We start from the raw sequence: 16,057 nt of genomic DNA, 5'->3' as shown, positions 1-16,057 counted from the left end.
AAACACTCAGTCATTCATCGTTTTGACTGCTTTGATTAACTTAGTATTCTGGCTCGTTACCGTTGTTAGATTAGCCGTCATCACGTCGATTTGTTGATTCAGCGAACTGTAATATTGGTTGAGTTGCGAGATTTGGTTTTCCAAGTCTGCCTGCGACACGTCGTTGCCAGTCGTTGCCGCAAAAAAGTCATCTTCTGCATTCAGCATTTCCTGATAATAACTAACCAGCGTTTTGTAGTCGAGTTTGGCCAGCTTAAGACTGGTGAGTACCTTGCTCAGTGACGCTTGTGGCATGTCTTCTGACGGCTGGTTATTGAGTTTTGTCAGCATATTATTGGCATCATTCAGTGATGTATTCGCCGTCTCCAGTGATTTGAACGCTGCAGCGCGCTTATGCAACAATTTTTTGACCACGCCATCGTCATTTTTTAGATCTGCTGAAGGGTCGTCTTGATAAGCCTTCTCGAAAGCAGACGGAAAATCGTTCACCGTGGATCCGATAACCTGCAACGCTTGCTGCTCCTGCTGCACTTGTGTCTGAATAGTCTGCGTCGTTGTCAGCAGTTGTTTTTTTTGATTTAAGGTGGCCGAACACCCAACAAAAAGAAAGGTCAATACGACTAATAATGGCAGTAATTTTTTCATATCTCAATCCTCTGACTCTATGGTAGCGTAACGACAACTTAATTACTAGAGCAGCGCGCTTAGATGCCAACTTTTGAAAAATTGTATGATAAACTAAGTGCAAATGGAGGAATTGCTTATGCATATCGGTATGCGAACGGTAAAAACTGCGCTCGGAACAGCTGTAGCGATGCTCATTGCTTATTCCTTACATCTTGAGTATTGGACGGCTGCCGGTATCATCACGATTTTGTCGGTACAAAACACCACCAAGGCATCGTTCCGGCTGGTTGCCTATCGATTGCTGGCCACCGTGCTGGGGTTTGTTATTGCTATCGGAGCATTTTTGGTTTTAGGTTACAATGCCTTGGCATTTGGAATCTTTCTTTTGATTTTCATTCCGCTTACCAATGTGTTTGAAGTGCAGAGCGGCATTGTGATGACGGCCGTGTTAGTCACGCATTTTATGATGGCTAAGAGCTGCAGTTGGTTTTGGATTTGCAATGAACTGCTGTTGCTAGCGGTCGGTGCCGGGGTTGCGCTCGTGGCAAACCTGTTTATGCCAAGTCTGGAAGCTAAAATTACGGAATTTCAGGCCCAAGTCGAGGCCGAAATGCGGGAGATCATCGACCATATGAGTCAACAGTTGGGACCGGAGCATCTTAAAAGTGCAGACAATTGGGCAAATTTATCGGATTTAAAAATGACGTTAGATGCGGCGGTTGCTTGGGCAAACCGGCACAGTGACAATCAATTGTGGTCTGAAAATGACTATTACCAAGCTTACTTCGAAATGCGGACCAATCAGTATGAACTGTTACGGCAAATGCAGGATAGCCTGGATCGAATCGAGACACCGGTTTTGCAGGCGGCTGTGATTAGTGATGCCTTGTCGATGACGGCCAGTGTGCTGAATGAAGATAATCCTGCGACGCAACTAGTTACGATGGTTAAAAAGATTCAGCGAAACTTTGCGGCTTCACCGCTGCCGACTGATCGGGCGTCGTTTGAAAGCCGCGCCCGTTTATTTTATTTTCTGGAAGACTTCTCCCGATTATTACAGTTAAAGCGCAATTTTAATCGCATTATTTCCTCGCAAAATTGATCTTTGAAAGTGCTGACACTTGCGACGCTTTTGCCGTGATGGTAGACTAAGCATGTACTTTTTGAATGGTCGTGGTTGCATGGTTTCAGAACTTTCTTCCACTTGTACCAAACAGAAATACACGATATTATCATGCGTCAAATGATGCAAGGAGGAATGTTCTCATGGAACACGGCACAGTTAAATGGTTCAACGCTGAAAAAGGTTACGGTTTTATCACTCGGGAAGATGGCAGCGATGTTTTCGTTCACTTCTCTGCTATCCAAGGCGACGGTTATAAGACCCTCGAAGAAGGCCAAGCGGTAACGTTTGAAGTTGAAGACAGCGATCGCGGCCCACAAGCGGTTAACGTTAACAAAGACTAATCAAAGAAACCAACCGACCGACTGCATTTGATGTAGTCGGTTTTTTTGAGCGTGAATTGGCGCGGTCAGGAGGCCGAGTGTAAGTGGCCTTGGGCGTGATGACGTGATGACCGGGTTTTGATCACTGCAGCCAAGGCACTTATGCGCAGGCTTTCGGGCTGGCGAACGTGTTATGGCGTGAACTGGGAGGTGACTCTCTGGTTTTTCGTAAAAAAAACAATGTTCCATGGCGTCAGCGACATCAGTCCATGTTAAACTATTCTATAACAAAATCATCATCTTTTGATGGATTTAATGGAGGCTGGGGCGCGATGTTAAAGTTTCAAGAGGTGGCACCTGAGGCAAGAATTCAGTATTTAGATCTCCTGTTGGTAGGGGATGAAGATCCTGCCATGCTTCGTCGTTATTTAAGCACAGGCACACTTTTTGCCGCGCTTGATGATCATGTGCCGATCGGTGTCGCGATGGTTGTCCGAGTGGATGAGCAGACGGTTGAATTAAAAAATCTTGCGGTCACGCCTACGCGCCGTCGCCAAGGCATTGCGTCCGGATTATTGCAGCATGTGAGCTTGGTATATGCGACTCAGCAATATCAGGAGATTTTGGTGGGCACGGGCGATGCCGATTTTGATAATCTCCGCTTCTACATGCGGCGCGGTTTTCGGCTGGATTCGATTCGTAAGCATTTTTTTGACCAATACAGCCAGCCTGTCTATGCAGACGGATTGAAGTTACAGGATATGCTGGTTTTGCGACGTAAGTTGTTACTGACACGCGAAGATGAGACGAAGGAGTAAAGGACCATTGGCGAAAAAACGCCGACGTTTTGTATTGAAAAAGATTCCACTGGCTGCTTGGTTTGTTCTGGCATTTTTTGCAATTGGGTCAACATTGGTGGTCGGTTCGTACTGGTCGCAGCGTAATGCCAAAGTTTCACAGCAACAGACAGTTATTGATGAAAAAGCAGTCGAAAAGGCGAAGAAAGAGGCTTTCATCAAGCGGCTAGTCCCCACGGCGCAGGCTATGCAGAAACAGTACGGCGTTTTGACCAGTATTACGTTGGCTCAGGCTATTCTCGAATCCGATTGGGGAACAAGCACCTTGGCGAAGGATTATCACAATCTGTTCGGTATTAAGGGGACGGATCCTGCGGCGACAAAAGTATTACGGACCAAAGAATATGTTAATGACAAGTGGATAACGGTTGATGGACGTTTCCGGGTGTACAGTGATGACGCCGCATCTATTCGGGATCATGCCTTATTGTTTGTTAACGGGACGGACTGGAATTCGCAACAATATGCGACAGTGCGCGCGGCCAAGGATTACAAAACGGCAGCGTTGGCTTTACAGATGGATGGCTATGCGACTGATCCGGATTATCCGCAAAAGTTGATTCATCTGATTGAAACTTGGAATCTGACCCAGTATGACAATTAAATGTTCGTATTCTAATGATCGCACAATCCCTGTTGTTTGGCTTTAATAGCCCTAAATCACAGGGGTTTTCTTCCTTTATTGTCGTGAAAGCGTCTACTTGTCTCGTTCGGGAATCGCCGAATCTGTATTGTTCCACAGCGTTTTTTATGGTAAGCTTGTTGAAAATTTACAAATAGAAGGAGTGCTTGTGGTGAAATTACTGGAAGACCGGATCAAAAAAGATGGCCAAGTTATCGGAACAGATGTGTTGAAGGTGGATAACTTTCTGAATCATCAAGTTGATCCCGATTTAATGGCTGATCTGGGCAAGGAATTTTACCGGCGTTTTAGCAATGAGCCGATCACCAAAATCCTTACTGTTGAAAGTTCCGGGATTGCCCCTGCTATTGCAACGGCGATGGAGTTTCACAAGCCGCTTGTGTTTGCCCGCAAGCACAAAAGCCTGACGTTAAAGGATCACCTATATACCGCCACAGTTTATTCATTTACCAAGAAGACTGCCAATGAAATTGCCATTTCCCGCAAGTTCCTTTCTGCCGATGACAATGTGCTGATTATTGATGACTTTTTGGCGAATGGTCAGGCGGTTGAAGGGCTGATGGATATCATTGCGCAAGCCGGCGCAACATTGAGCGGCGTTGGCATTGTCATTGAAAAGACCTTTCAGAAGGGCCGCAAGTTGCTGGATGATAAGCATGTGCGGGTTGAATCCTTGGCAAGAATCAGTGCGTTTGAAGATGGTCACGTCATTTTTGCCCCGGAGGACTAAGCGCGAATATGAAAAGTAAAAGCATTTCCAATCCAAAAGCCGCTGCACTAGGACTGCAACATTTGTTAGCCATGTATTCGGGATCGGTACTGGTGCCTATTCTGATCGGCGCTTCTTTGCACTTTACTTCGGAACAGATGACATATCTGGTTTCGATTGATATTTTTATGTGTGGCGTTGCCACTGCTTTACAGGTATTTGGCAATAAATATTTTGGCATCAAATTACCGGTTGTTTTAGGATGTGCGGTTCAAGCTGTAGCACCGTTAATCATGATCGGGCAGAAATTCAATTTTCAAACGATGTATGGGGCCATTATCGTCGCTGGCCTGTTTGTCTTTTTGATTGGCGGGGCATTTTCAAAACTGCGCTTTTTGTTTCCGCCGTTAGTGACCGGCTCCTTGATTACGGTCATCGGATTATCGTTAATCCCAGTTGCATTTCAGAATCTTGGTGGAGGTTCAACGACAGCCAAAGATTTCGGCAACATGACGAATCTGCTAGTCGGAACGTTCACTGTATTGCTGATTCTGGCCATTAACGTTTGGGCCAAAGGTTTTTTGCACTCCATTGCCATTCTGGTTGGCTTGATTGCCGGTACCGTGTTAGCGGGCTTTTTCGGTTTGGTAAGTTTCCAACCGGTCATTGAAGCTAGCTGGTTTCATGTGCCGACACCCTTTTATTTTGGGGTACCGCATTTTGAATGGAGTTCGATCGTCACGATGATTTTAATTTCGATGACATCGATGGTTGAGAGTACAGGTGTTTTCTTTGCTCTAGGCGATATTGTTGGGCGTAAAATCGAAGCGGACGATCTGAAACGTGGTTATCGAGCGGAAGGCTTGGCGGTCATGTTAGGCGGTTTATTTAACACCTTCCCATACACAACCTTCTCGCAAAACGTTGGTTTGGTGCAACTTTCAGGCATTAAAACCCGGAAACCGGTCATGTATTCGGCAATTTTCCTGATTATTTTGGGACTGTTACCAAAGATTGGTGCATTGGCCACAATCATTCCTGCACCGGTTCTTGGAGGTGCGATGTTAGTGATGTTTGGTATGGTGGCGGTTCAGGGCATCCGGATGTTGCAGCAGGTTGATTTTGAAAATGATAAGAATCTGTTAGTTGCCGCGATTTCGATTGGACTAGGCTTAGGTGTGACTGTCCAACCACATATTGTCCAGTTTCTGCCGAAGACCATTCAACTGCTTTTCGGATCAGGAATTTTGATGACCGCCTTAAGTGCCGTGCTGTTGAATTGGATTTTTAATTCGCCTAGTCGGACGCCGGAAATGCCGATTGATCAAGGTTTAAATGAAAATGATTCAGATAAATAAAGTCAAAGCGAGGAACAAATGTGACGCAATTTATTAGTCCAGGAGCCACTATTGGCATTATCGGCGGCGGAGTTTCAGCCTTTCGCATGGCTGATACAGCCAGCCTGATGGGCATGCGGACTGTGGTTTTGGCACCAAAACAAACCGATATTGCGCTTGAAAAAGCCGATATTCCTTTAGTTGGCAAGTCAGATGACCGTACCGCGTTAAAGGAATTGACGCAAATGAGTACGGTAATGACGTTTACTGATGAAAATGTAGATGGCGCGATCTTAGCGGAGTTAGCGACCGCAAGTCAACTACCTTCAGGAAGCGACATTTTGACAGTCACCCAGGATCGTTATCTGGAAAAAGTCTTTCTTGACGATCTCAACATGAATATTTTGCCTTATACTCAAGTGATCACGCCGGGCGATATCAATGAAGCCATTGATACGATTGGCTATCCCGCCTTATTGAAGCCAATTCAAAAGGGGATGGGAGTTGATCAGCAATTACTGCTCTCGGCTCCGGGTGATGTGGACCGCGCTAAACAATTATTGCAGCAGCGTCCATACATTTTGGAAGCTTATTTGCAAAACATCAAAGAAGTCGCGGTAATGGTGGCAAAAGCCGACACGACTATCCGAATCGGTCCGGTCATTCAAAATTATTTCGACCACCATCAACTCAAAGCTTCATCGGTCCGCGCTGACGTTGATCCGGCCGTTATTGTGGAGATTCGACGCATTGCCGAAAAAATTGCCAAGAAACTTGATTACACCGGCATTTTCAGCCTTGAGTTTTTCTTAGCGGACAACGGTACCCTGTACGTCAAACGGGTTTACCCAGGGCCGAAGTTGTATGGTCATCTCATGCAGAGTACCAGCGACATTTCCGAATACGAATTACATCTGCGGGCAATTCTTGGTTGGCCGTTACCGGAATTGGAACTGGCTGAAGATGGCGTTGCGATTCCGCTTCGTCAAGAAGATATGGATGCGGTATTGACGCAGATTCAAATCAAGCCTGATTGGCGCTTCGCTTTCTATCCAAACGGTGGCGAATTGGTCGGTGAAATTGAAATCGTTGGCGATTTGAAGGCGATCAAAGACAGTGTGAACGCAACCGGACATTTTGTTATTCAGTAACGTTCTTATCAGGCTACAATACTTCAAGTTTGCTAGTTCGTGGTTGTTAATTGGGTTGGTCTGAGCCCCATGGATCTTAAAAGTCATGCTCACCTTAGAGGAGGAAAAACCTGTGATTCCGCGTTATAGTCGTCCTGAGATGGCGGCAATTTGGTCAGAAAAGAACCGGTATGCTGCTTGGCTGGAAGTTGAAATTTTGGCAGCCGAAGCTTGGTCAAAGTTAGGAGAAATCCCTGCCAGTGATGTCAAAACCTTGCGTGCCAATGCAAAATTCGATGTTGATCGGATTCATGAAATCGAAGCTGTGACCCATCATGATGTGGTTGCCTTTACTCGCGATGTTTCCGAAAGTCTTGGACCGGAGAAGAAATGGGTTCATTTTGGCTTAACCAGTACCGATGTTGTCGACACGGCGCAAGGATACTTATTGAAACAGGCCAATCAGATTCTGCGGTCAGATCTGGATGCCTTAAAAACGAGTTTGGCGAAATTGGCGAAAGCGCACAAGGATACGGTGATGATGGGGCGGACGCATGGTGTCCACGCTGAACCAACGACATTCGGTCTCGTGGTTGCGACTTGGTATTCCGAACTTAATCGTGATATTCGGCGGTTTGAAGATGCCGCTAGTGATGTTGAAGCGGGTAAGATTAGTGGTGCAGTAGGGACGTTTGCCAATACCCCGCCAGCAGTTGAAGCCTATGTGACGAAGCAACTTGGCATTCGGGCACAGGAAATCTCGACGCAGGTGCTGCCACGTGACTTGCACGCACACTACATTCAGACACTTGGATTAATTGCGACATCGGTTGAACGTTTTGCCTTGCAAATCCGCCATATGCAGCGCACGGAGGTTCACGAGGTCGAGGAACATTTCAACAAGGGTCAAAAAGGTTCCAGTGCAATGCCGCATAAACGTAATCCGATTGGTTCCGAGAATGTCTCAGGGTTAGCCCGGGTCATCCGCGGCTATGAAACACCAGCATTAGAAGACGTCTTGTTGTGGCATGAGCGCGATATTTCACATTCCAGTGCAGAAAGGATCATGCTGCCGGATGCCACCGGCCTGCTGGATTATATTCTGCATCGTTTTACCAGCATTCTTGATCATCTGGACGTCTTCCCGGAACGGATGAAAGCAAACATGAATCTGACACACGGCTTAATTTATAGTCAGCGGGTCATGCTCAAACTCATTGAAAGTGGCTTGAGCCGTGAGCGGGCCTACGATCTGGTCCAGCCAAAAACAGCGGTGGCCTGGGATAAGCAACGTGATTTTCGGCCGTTGCTCGAGGCTGATCCTGAAATTATGGGCCGTCTGTCCAAGGCTGATTTGGATGATGCCTTTGACTATCATTACCACCTCAAGCATGTTGACGAAATATTCAAGCGCGTTGGATTAGCATAGCTTTTTGCCCGCAACACGCTTTATCAAGTGAAAACTTAAAAAACCGGCGCTAGACAAATTGCTGTCTAGCGTCGGTTTTTGACTTAAAGCGCAGGATTCACCTGAGTCAGACTATTTAACAAGGGTATTCAAAGATAATACCGGTGGCTGTTTCCAAGCATTTTGCGGATTGGCACTTAAAAGTGATTGATCCGTTGTCAAAACAAGCAGGCAACTGTCAGTTTGCTGTAAGGCGCGATGAGCTTCGGTTAAAAAAGCGCGGGTAACTTGCGGATCAAATACTTCGGCACGACCACTTAGCAACAGATAACGCTTTTTACCCATTAAACCACGATAGAATTGCAGATATAGCCGCTGCATGGTGTCCAATGTGGCAGCCGGTTGATCGAGAATTGGCGAATTATTATTCAGCCATTCCGGCAAAAAATCCGTGTTCTTGCTGTGCCCGTTGATGTACAGATTATTGCGTACGCTGAGGTAATCCAGAATACCTGTGTCACGGCTGCTAATGAATGCAAGTTGTTTCAACAAACCGCCGCTTGCAAAGTTCTTGATATATTGGTCGCGCAAGTCATTCAGTGATGTTTCATCTGGCACGTACAAGTATTGAATCGTTTTAGGGGCAAAAAGCTTCGCGAGATTTTCACGATACACATCAAGTTGTTTTGACCGAAATAACATAGCTATCTCCTAACGCGGCATGACCCGACGCTTGCGAATCATTGAAAGCGGGGTCACTAGTCCAAGATTGGTGATGAGAATCACAGCCATTCCGCTACCTAATGTTTTCAGAAAGCCGGTTGGTTGAGTGATGTCATCAGTTCTACTGCCGTAATAAAATAAAGTTTCTCGAGTAAATCCGGTTAGGTGACGGGCAAATAATTGCCGAAAAGCCTTGTTTATATCCACACTTTGATAGCCTTCTTGCAGCAGATGACCAAAAACGGAACGGTTCGCACTGGTTAGAAACTCGATCAATTGGTCGTTAAATAGAATGATCAAAAAGACACTGATCATAAAACTGATCCAGAAACTAAAGAAAGCTTCAAAAGCGTACTGCAAGCCAATTGACATACTGCTTTTGCCTACTAAATAAAGCGCATCAGTTTCAGAGCGGCGATGATGCCATAGCCAAGCTGTCCCGATCAGCCAGCAGATGCCATTGAGGATCAAAACTCGATTCAACAATGCTTGTGAGGACTGAACCATTTTGGCATGTGCCTGTCCAACCTGAGTACTCAATAGAATAGCTTCTTTATTTTGAGCGCCAAAAGAATTAAGACGCTGCAAAAAGGCTCCTTGTGCAGATTGGTCGATCATTGCACTTGTGATCAGCATGATGCTGATCAAGCAGAACGCAACCGACAGCAGCATCATCACAATGTAATAACGGCGATGATAACGGAAACCTGAGAACGTTCGCTCAAAGAAATGCATCTACCCGTTCACCTCATAAGCAGTATAAGCAAAGAATTTGAACAAAGTGTGAACTTAAAGCGAGCATTCACTATGTTATTTGATTTGTTTGGTTCGAATGTCGACTGTTTCTGAGCTGCTAGATTCCGACTCACTTGCAGAGGATTCAGTCTGCGCTTGGACTTTTTCTGGAAAATCTGTGATGGGTTGCTTGTCATCGGCTAATTCAGGCGCATCGGTCTGATAGAGATCGGTAGTTGATTGGTCATTATTTTTACTGTAGAGACTGGTGCTCTTGCTACCAAGACTGTGTTCGATCGACAGAACCTTGCTAAGACTCTGATTATAGTCATACTGCGCCGGATTAACCGGTTTGAACCCCAATGGCACATAGAAACGCAATAAATTACGATTGGCCACATCGTCAGAGAGAGTTAACCGCGTATCGACCGATTTTTGTTCTTTGGTGATAGTTTTTTTCAAAGTAGGGGTCATGGTTACAAGTTTACCGGTTGTGTTGTCATAAACCTTGCCGCCTAAAACAGTGTATTTAGGTGTTACAAAATTATGATTTCGAAATGCTACAACGTCATCATGCTGACTTGAAAGCAAATCGGTACCAAACTGAACATAGCGTTTGCTGCTGATGCCAAGCAAGTGCAGTAGAGTCGGTAAAACATCGATTTCACCGCCATACGTACTGTTGACGCCGCCTTTGAGGCCCGGCATGTGGAAGATCAGTGGAACACGTTGTAATTGTGCGTTATCGAATGCTGTCCACTTACTGGGATCCTTACCTAATAACGGAGCTAAAGTGGGATTACGATCGTTGCTAATACCAAAATGATCCCCATAAAGCATAACCAGTGAATTCTTTTCCAAACCACTGGCTTTCAGGTAATTAAAGAACTCGCGTAACGCCTCGTCAAGATAATGAGCCGTTTTGAAATAGCCATTAATTGTTGCGTCATCGGTTCCGGCATCAGGAAAGTCGGAATCTGCTTGGGTGATATAAAACGGATTATGATTACTGGTCGTAATAATCTTCGTGTAAAACGGCTGTTGCAGATGTTCCAAATATTTAGGCGTTTCAGCAAGCATCAGCTTATCTTTAATGCCGTATTCTGTTGCAGCCTTTTCGTCATGATTATAAAAGTTACCGGAAAAATAATCATCGTATCCAAGGCTTTTATAAACATTGTCCCGGTTCCAAAAAGAGGCAGAACCACCATGAAAGACTGCGCTTGTATAGCCCGCGCGCTGTTTAAGAATGGCCGGGGCACCTTCGAAAGTGTTTTCTGTGCCGAGACTGCTGAACAGTGAGCCATTGGCAATTCCAAACGTGCTGGTTTCCAACATGTTTTCCGCATCGCTAGTTTTACCGAGGCCCACCTGATGGAAGAAGTTGTTAAAACTAAGCGTATCTTTTTCCTTGATCAACGAATTGAGAAATGGAGTAACTTCCTGGCCGTCAATTTTCTGGCCGATCAGAAATTGCTGGAAGCTCTCAAGGTGAATGATAATGACATTCTTGCCTTTGGCTACTCCGTAATAACTGGCGTTGGGAGCAGCATAATGAGAACGTGTGTATTGCAAAACCGGATCAAGATTGGCGCTGTCTGCCTGGGACCGAACCTGATTGTTCTGTGCGGTTTTTGCTGCATCATAAATCGTAAAAGGTGCCAACCCTAAGTACTTGACAATGTAATTCCGATCAAAGGTCCGGGTTAGCAACTGCGGGCGATTCATTTCACTGGCAGCAGTAAGCAAGGCGAAGAAGGCCAAGCCAAACACCGTTACTGCTTGCGGTAAATGGAAAGGCATACGGCTAGTATCAAGGGAAAAGCCAAAATGCGGCCATTTCAGTGGTTGGTTGTGAATATAGCGCCAAATGTTCCAGACGCTATAGCCCAGATAAGTTAACGCAACGAGGGCAAAATCCAACACATAAATAATGTCATGTGGCGTTACCATGCTTAGCGAACTCGCGCCAAGTCCTTGACTGACTTTTGAAACGCCAAGAATGGTGTTCACCGTCAGAAAATCGGTGAACTCACGATAGTAAAGTACGTTGGCGAGCAATAATAAGGTACTTAATATGTAAACAATGATGCCAAGCAGATAACCTCGCCGCGCATGTTTGGGATACAGGCCAAACGAGAGCAGAATGATACCAGTTCCCAATGGATTAAGAATGAGCAGAGTATATTGCAGGGGGTCGTTCAGGCCAAGCGAGAAATCAAAAAAATAGGCAAAAAGGGTTTTAGCCCACAATAAAATAAGCAAGAGCGTCAAAAAGCCGATCCGAGTATTGCGTAGCCATAATAAAAGGCGATTGAGTCTTAACCGTTTCAAAGCGGTAACTCCTTTCCACTTGGTTCTTTGTCATTGTACCCGCAAAAAGGCAATTGCACAAAGAGCGTGAACCAGCCAGGTTTCTGGCCCAGAGAACGCGTTTAAGTCAGAGCGTGAGATGGGCCGGAAGTGTAAGCGGGCTTTGACGGTGATAGCCCGATTGCGACCAATGACTTTACACAGAGGTTTCTGAGCCATTAAACATGTTTTGAGTTTGTCAGATAACATTTCCACACCGAAACAGCATACCGCAAGTGGATCAGATCCAGTCAAGACTGACTAATTCTTATGGAGTCTTTAAAAGTTAGTGAAATCCAGGCGTGCTGTGGGTATCCGAGAAGTGGTTTGCTACAATGACAACTGGAGGTATTGTGATGCTTTTTCTGGGGCCATTTTACAATTGGATTAACAGCACATCATTGAGCCGAGTCAACCATTTTCCTTTAGTGCGGTTAGTGGTTTATAGTTTGGACAAAACAATCCTTTATCTATTGATATTTGCGGCATTACGATGCGTCTGGTTGTTAACGACTCACCGACGAACATCATTTGGTCATGAGCTTAAACTGGGTTTATTTATGGGCTATTTAATCTTACTGTTTATGTTGACGGTTTTTCGTGATGTTTATTACCCATGGCAATTGACGTTTCATTGGGATCGGCCGCTTTCGGTGATTAACTTACATCCACTTGTTGAAACGTTGAAATTAAGGCAGGCAGCGAGTCATTTTGATTTGTGGTATCAGTCCCTTGGCAACGTTGCTTGGTTCATGCCATTAGGATTTGGCATTCCCTGGATCAGCACGCACCGGCGACGACTGGGCTCGGCAATCGCGATCGGACTTGTTACCTCTTTGAGCATTGAAACGTTGCAGTTCATGCTGATTAGCGGAGTAGCTGATATTGATGACGTGATTTTTAATTTAATTGGCGCCATCCTGGGTTATGGCTTTTACCGCATATTGCATCCACATCGCTAACCGTTTCCGAAAAAATTTTGCGTGCCAAGTATCGATCAAGCCTTAGTTCTCCAAGTTTTTTAACTGATTTTTTGGTTGTTTTGCTACGAGAAAACCGATAGAATGTTAGTCTGTGTTCTATTTTTAGCTTAACGATACGATATATAGAAAGAGGCGCGTTATGGTACTTTTACTTGCGCTGATCCCGATGTTTGCCTGGGGCTCCATTGGTTTGGTCAGTGGGAAACTCGGGGGCAATGCGTATCAGCAAACTTTGGGGATGACATTCGGCGCATTGGTTTTTGGTGTTGGAACCATGGTTGTCATGCACCCGGTTCTAGATAGTAAAACCTGGCTGCTTGGTATTATTTCCGGACTTTTTTGGGCGTTGGGTCAAGGCCAACAGTTTCAATCGATGAAGTACATGGGTGTCTCGATGACGATGCCCATTTCCACGGGGATGCAACTCATTGCGACCACCTTGGCCGGTGCGTTGTTGTTTCATGAATGGCACAACGGCAGGGATGTGACGCTTGGCATTTTGGCGTTAGTATTGCTGATTATTGGTGCTACGTTAACGTCAAGGCGCGAACAGACCGATGATGTCACGTCCGCGTCTGGTGTGTCCAAAGGTATCCGGACCTTGCTGATTTCCACAGCAGGGTATGCTGGTTACACGATCATCGTTAACGCAGGGCAATTAGGAGCGCTCGCAGTGGTCATGCCGCAGTCTCTGGGAATGATTGTTGGCGCCTTATTGATGAGTATTGGTCATCAACCTTTTGCTAAGGCAACCGTTAAAAATATTTTGACCGGGTTGCTTTGGGGCACCGGGAATGTTTTCATGCTGCTGTCCATGGCTAAAGTCGGTTTGGCGGTTTCTTACTCGCTTTCGCAAATGGGAATCGTGATTTCAACATTTGGCTCCATTTACTTACTCGGCGAACGTAAGACTCACAAGGAAATGATCTGGGTCAGCTGGGGTTCGGTGCTCGTCATTCTCGGCGGTGTGGTGCTGGGCATCATGAAAGCAAAGTAATCTGATGAGAAGTTGCCGGATTGCTTGCTTTTTTACAAATTCAATTTTAAAGTTAACTTGTTAGAGTGTGAATTTGAACAGCGTCTTTTTGCTGGTAAAAATTTTGTTTGAAAGCGATGCCGCAATCTTTTTATGATTGGAGTCAAAGCAAAATTTTTGTCAACGATTGGCGTATTTAGAGGAGGAACGCACACGATGTCGTACATCAAATTTGATTCATCTAAGCTGGACAAGTTCGTTCATGCCAATGAGCTTGAACAGATGCAGCCGTTGGTAACTGCAGCTGACAAGGAATTGCGTGAAGGAACCGGTGCTGGTAAGGATTTCCGCGGTTTTCTCGATTTGCCGGTTAATTATGATAAAGACGAGTTTGCCCGTATCAAGGCAGCAGCCAAGAAGGTTCAAGGCAACTCACAGGTCTTTGTTGCGATCGGAATCGGCGGTTCTTATTTAGGCGCACGGATGGCTGTTGATTTCCTTTCCCAGACCTTCCGCAACCTTGATCCTGATTTGAAGTTCCCAGAAGTTTATTTCGCAGGTAATTCAATCTCCGGTACTTATCTGGCTGACTTGCTCGACATCATTGGCGATCGTGACTTCTCGATCAACGTCATCAGCAAGTCTGGCACGACAACCGAACCTTCAATTGCTTTCCGCATTTTAAAAGCTAAGTTAATTGAAAAGTATGGCAAGGAAGGCGCCAAGGAACGGATCTACGCCACCACCGATCGTGCAAAGGGTGCCTTGAAGCAGGAAGCTGACGCTGAAGGTTACGAAGAATTCGTTGTGCCGGATGATGTTGGCGGTCGCTTCTCAGTTATGTCCGCAGTCGGTCTGTTGCCAATTGCCGTAGCTGGCGGCGACATCGATGAAATGATGCGCGGACTCGGCGATGGTCGCAAAGCCTATGCATCCGCTGACTTGAAAGAAAACGAGGCATACCAATACGCTGCCTTGCGGAATATCCTGTATCGCAAAGGCTACACGACTGAATTGCTGGAAAACTACGAACCAACACTCCAGTACCTTGGTGAATGGTGGAAACAATTGATGGGTGAATCTGAAGGTAAGGATCAAAAGGGGATCTATCCTTCAAGCGCCAACTTTAGTACCGACCTTCACAGTCTCGGCCAATATATCCAAGAAGGTTTGCGCAACTTGATGGAAACCGTTGTTTGGGTTGAAGAACCTAACCGCGATCTGACCATTCCAGATGACGCCCAGAACCTCGATGGCCTCGGCTATCTCGCTGGCAAGAAGATGTCCTTTGTTAACCGTAAAGCCTATGAAGGTGTTGTTTTGGCACACACCGATGGCGGCGTTCCGGTTATGACCGTCTCCATTCCTAAACAAGATGCCTATACCTTAGGCTATCTGATCTACTTCTTTGAAGCAGCCGTTTCAATCTCCGGTTACCTGAATGGCATCAATCCATTCAACCAGCCAGGCGTTGAAGCTTATAAGAAGAACATGTTCGCATTGCTCGGTCGTCCCGGGTATGAGGATATGACGAAGGAATTAAATGCGCGGCTGTAGTGGCAAGGGCTTGCGCGTTTTAAGTTGATATAAAAATAGTGCTCCAGAATCTGTATGGAAAAGTTCGTGGTGAAGTTTTGGTGAAGGCTTCGGATTTTTCAACAGATTCTAGAGCTATTTTTGTATTCACTTCTTTTGTATTTTTAAGGTTAACTTTGACCTTGACCCAATCTCAACTACTCCGTATAATCCATCCGCACAATCTCAAGCGGTTCTGCCAAAAAGTCATCAATCCCCGCTAGAAACTTTTGAAAATGTGCCGTTTGATTATGTAGTTCGACAGCCGCGGCGTCTTGCCAGTGCTCGATAATTTCATATTTGTTGGGGTCTGTGAGGCTTTGAAAATGATCATAGCTAAGATTGCCCGCCTCGGCACGCGATCCTTCTACTAGCAGGCTGATAAAGTGACGATACTTGTCCGTCAGCTCAGGTTTTACCTTCAAAGTGACATTAATGACTTTCATTGGAATCCTCCTAGGGGGTTTGGGTTTGTTGTGGCGTAATGTATTAACAGAGGCGTTTAAAAAGACACCTTAACACAATTTCATTATACCCGATTACTACGATTTACAGC

General features: G+C 45.6%; 16 protein-coding genes. 11 read left to right on the top strand and 5 right to left on the bottom strand.

Features of this window, described 5'->3' with window-relative positions; genetic code table 11:
- Positions 1 to 6 precede the first annotated feature (6 nt).
- Positions 7 to 645, bottom strand: coding sequence for a YkyA family protein (locus BVJ53_RS10875; protein WP_129302405.1), 639 nt, complete (start codon positions 643 to 645; stop codon positions 7 to 9).
- A gap of 118 nt (positions 646 to 763) precedes the next feature.
- Between BVJ53_RS10875 and BVJ53_RS10870 the strand changes: the two genes are divergently transcribed.
- From BVJ53_RS10870 to purB, 8 genes are all read left to right on the top strand, one after another.
- Entirely contained in the window at positions 764 to 1,729 is a 966-nt protein-coding gene (locus tag BVJ53_RS10870; protein ID WP_129302404.1) for an aromatic acid exporter family protein, read from the top strand.
- Positions 1,730 to 1,893: 164 nt separating this feature from the next.
- The gene (locus BVJ53_RS10865; RefSeq protein ID WP_003566521.1) at positions 1,894 to 2,094 is read left to right on the top strand and encodes a cold-shock protein; all 201 of its coding nucleotides are present in this window, start codon (positions 1,894 to 1,896) and stop codon (positions 2,092 to 2,094) included.
- Positions 2,095 to 2,405: 311 nt separating this feature from the next.
- Complete coding sequence (locus tag BVJ53_RS10855; RefSeq protein ID WP_129302403.1) at positions 2,406 to 2,891, top strand: GNAT family N-acetyltransferase; 486 nt, start codon at positions 2,406 to 2,408, stop codon at positions 2,889 to 2,891.
- Between the two features lie 7 nt (positions 2,892 to 2,898).
- Positions 2,899 to 3,534 (top strand): glycoside hydrolase family 73 protein, encoded by a 636-nt coding sequence (locus tag BVJ53_RS10850; protein ID WP_129302402.1) that lies wholly within the window; start codon positions 2,899 to 2,901, stop codon positions 3,532 to 3,534.
- A 190-nt stretch (positions 3,535 to 3,724) separates the two neighbouring features.
- Positions 3,725 to 4,303, top strand: a complete 579-nt coding sequence (locus BVJ53_RS10845) for a xanthine phosphoribosyltransferase (RefSeq protein ID WP_137295989.1) — start codon at positions 3,725 to 3,727, stop codon at positions 4,301 to 4,303.
- Positions 4,304 to 4,311: 8 nt separating this feature from the next.
- Positions 4,312 to 5,640, top strand: a complete 1,329-nt coding sequence (locus BVJ53_RS10840) for a nucleobase:cation symporter-2 family protein (RefSeq protein WP_129302401.1) — start codon at positions 4,312 to 4,314, stop codon at positions 5,638 to 5,640.
- 20 nt (positions 5,641 to 5,660) lie between these two features.
- A complete protein-coding gene (locus BVJ53_RS10835) occupies positions 5,661 to 6,770 on the top strand; it encodes an ATP-grasp domain-containing protein (protein ID WP_129302400.1) in 1,110 nt (369 codons plus the stop codon).
- 112 nt (positions 6,771 to 6,882) lie between these two features.
- Positions 6,883 to 8,178 (top strand): adenylosuccinate lyase, encoded by a 1,296-nt coding sequence (gene purB, locus BVJ53_RS10830; protein WP_129302399.1) that lies wholly within the window; start codon positions 6,883 to 6,885, stop codon positions 8,176 to 8,178.
- A gap of 111 nt (positions 8,179 to 8,289) precedes the next feature.
- On the opposite strand, the gene BVJ53_RS10825 is transcribed toward purB, so the two are convergent.
- The 3 genes from BVJ53_RS10825 to BVJ53_RS10815 form a co-directional block, all read right to left on the bottom strand.
- Positions 8,290 to 8,859 (bottom strand): P-loop NTPase family protein, encoded by a 570-nt coding sequence (locus BVJ53_RS10825; protein WP_129302398.1) that lies wholly within the window; start codon positions 8,857 to 8,859, stop codon positions 8,290 to 8,292.
- Positions 8,860 to 8,868: 9 nt separating this feature from the next.
- Positions 8,869 to 9,615, bottom strand: a complete 747-nt coding sequence (locus BVJ53_RS10820; protein WP_129302397.1) for a hypothetical protein — start codon at positions 9,613 to 9,615, stop codon at positions 8,869 to 8,871.
- Between the two features lie 75 nt (positions 9,616 to 9,690).
- The gene (locus BVJ53_RS10815) at positions 9,691 to 11,949 is read right to left on the bottom strand and encodes an LTA synthase family protein (RefSeq protein ID WP_129302396.1); all 2,259 of its coding nucleotides are present in this window, start codon (positions 11,947 to 11,949) and stop codon (positions 9,691 to 9,693) included.
- Between the two features lie 374 nt (positions 11,950 to 12,323).
- Between BVJ53_RS10815 and BVJ53_RS10810 the strand changes: the two genes are divergently transcribed.
- From BVJ53_RS10810 to BVJ53_RS10800, 3 genes are all read left to right on the top strand, one after another.
- Positions 12,324 to 12,929, top strand: coding sequence for a VanZ family protein (locus tag BVJ53_RS10810; protein WP_129302416.1), 606 nt, complete (start codon positions 12,324 to 12,326; stop codon positions 12,927 to 12,929).
- A gap of 160 nt (positions 12,930 to 13,089) precedes the next feature.
- On the top strand, positions 13,090 to 13,947 hold the full coding sequence (locus BVJ53_RS10805; RefSeq protein WP_129302395.1) for a GRP family sugar transporter: 858 nt from the start codon (positions 13,090 to 13,092) through the stop codon (positions 13,945 to 13,947).
- A gap of 195 nt (positions 13,948 to 14,142) precedes the next feature.
- On the top strand, positions 14,143 to 15,483 hold the full coding sequence (locus BVJ53_RS10800; RefSeq protein ID WP_129302394.1) for a glucose-6-phosphate isomerase: 1,341 nt from the start codon (positions 14,143 to 14,145) through the stop codon (positions 15,481 to 15,483).
- A gap of 176 nt (positions 15,484 to 15,659) precedes the next feature.
- Here the strand turns inward: BVJ53_RS10800 and BVJ53_RS10795 are convergent, their stop codons facing one another.
- A complete protein-coding gene (locus BVJ53_RS10795) occupies positions 15,660 to 15,947 on the bottom strand; it encodes a putative quinol monooxygenase (RefSeq protein WP_049172245.1) in 288 nt (95 codons plus the stop codon).
- Between the last annotated feature and the right edge of the window lie 110 nt (positions 15,948 to 16,057).

Source organism: Lacticaseibacillus chiayiensis, from assembly GCF_004123795.1.
Classification (GTDB): domain Bacteria; phylum Bacillota; class Bacilli; order Lactobacillales; family Lactobacillaceae; genus Lacticaseibacillus; species Lacticaseibacillus chiayiensis.
This window is presented reverse-complemented; position numbering and strand designations above follow the sequence as displayed.

Coding starts and splice junctions, on each gene's coding strand:
- BVJ53_RS10875 (WP_129302405.1), bottom strand. CDS start 645: ATGAAAAAATTACTGCCATTATTAGTCGTATTGACCTTTCTTTTTGTT.
- BVJ53_RS10870 (WP_129302404.1), top strand. CDS start 764: ATGCATATCGGTATGCGAACGGTAAAAACTGCGCTCGGAACAGCTGTA.
- BVJ53_RS10865 (WP_003566521.1), top strand. CDS start 1,894: ATGGAACACGGCACAGTTAAATGGTTCAACGCTGAAAAAGGTTACGGT.
- BVJ53_RS10855 (WP_129302403.1), top strand. CDS start 2,406: ATGTTAAAGTTTCAAGAGGTGGCACCTGAGGCAAGAATTCAGTATTTA.
- BVJ53_RS10840 (WP_129302401.1), top strand. CDS start 4,312: ATGAAAAGTAAAAGCATTTCCAATCCAAAAGCCGCTGCACTAGGACTG.
- BVJ53_RS10825 (WP_129302398.1), bottom strand. CDS start 8,859: ATGTTATTTCGGTCAAAACAACTTGATGTGTATCGTGAAAATCTCGCG.
- BVJ53_RS10820 (WP_129302397.1), bottom strand. CDS start 9,615: ATGCATTTCTTTGAGCGAACGTTCTCAGGTTTCCGTTATCATCGCCGT.
- BVJ53_RS10810 (WP_129302416.1), top strand. CDS start 12,324: ATGCTTTTTCTGGGGCCATTTTACAATTGGATTAACAGCACATCATTG.
- BVJ53_RS10805 (WP_129302395.1), top strand. CDS start 13,090: ATGGTACTTTTACTTGCGCTGATCCCGATGTTTGCCTGGGGCTCCATT.
- BVJ53_RS10800 (WP_129302394.1), top strand. CDS start 14,143: ATGTCGTACATCAAATTTGATTCATCTAAGCTGGACAAGTTCGTTCAT.
- BVJ53_RS10795 (WP_049172245.1), bottom strand. CDS start 15,947: ATGAAAGTCATTAATGTCACTTTGAAGGTAAAACCTGAGCTGACGGAC.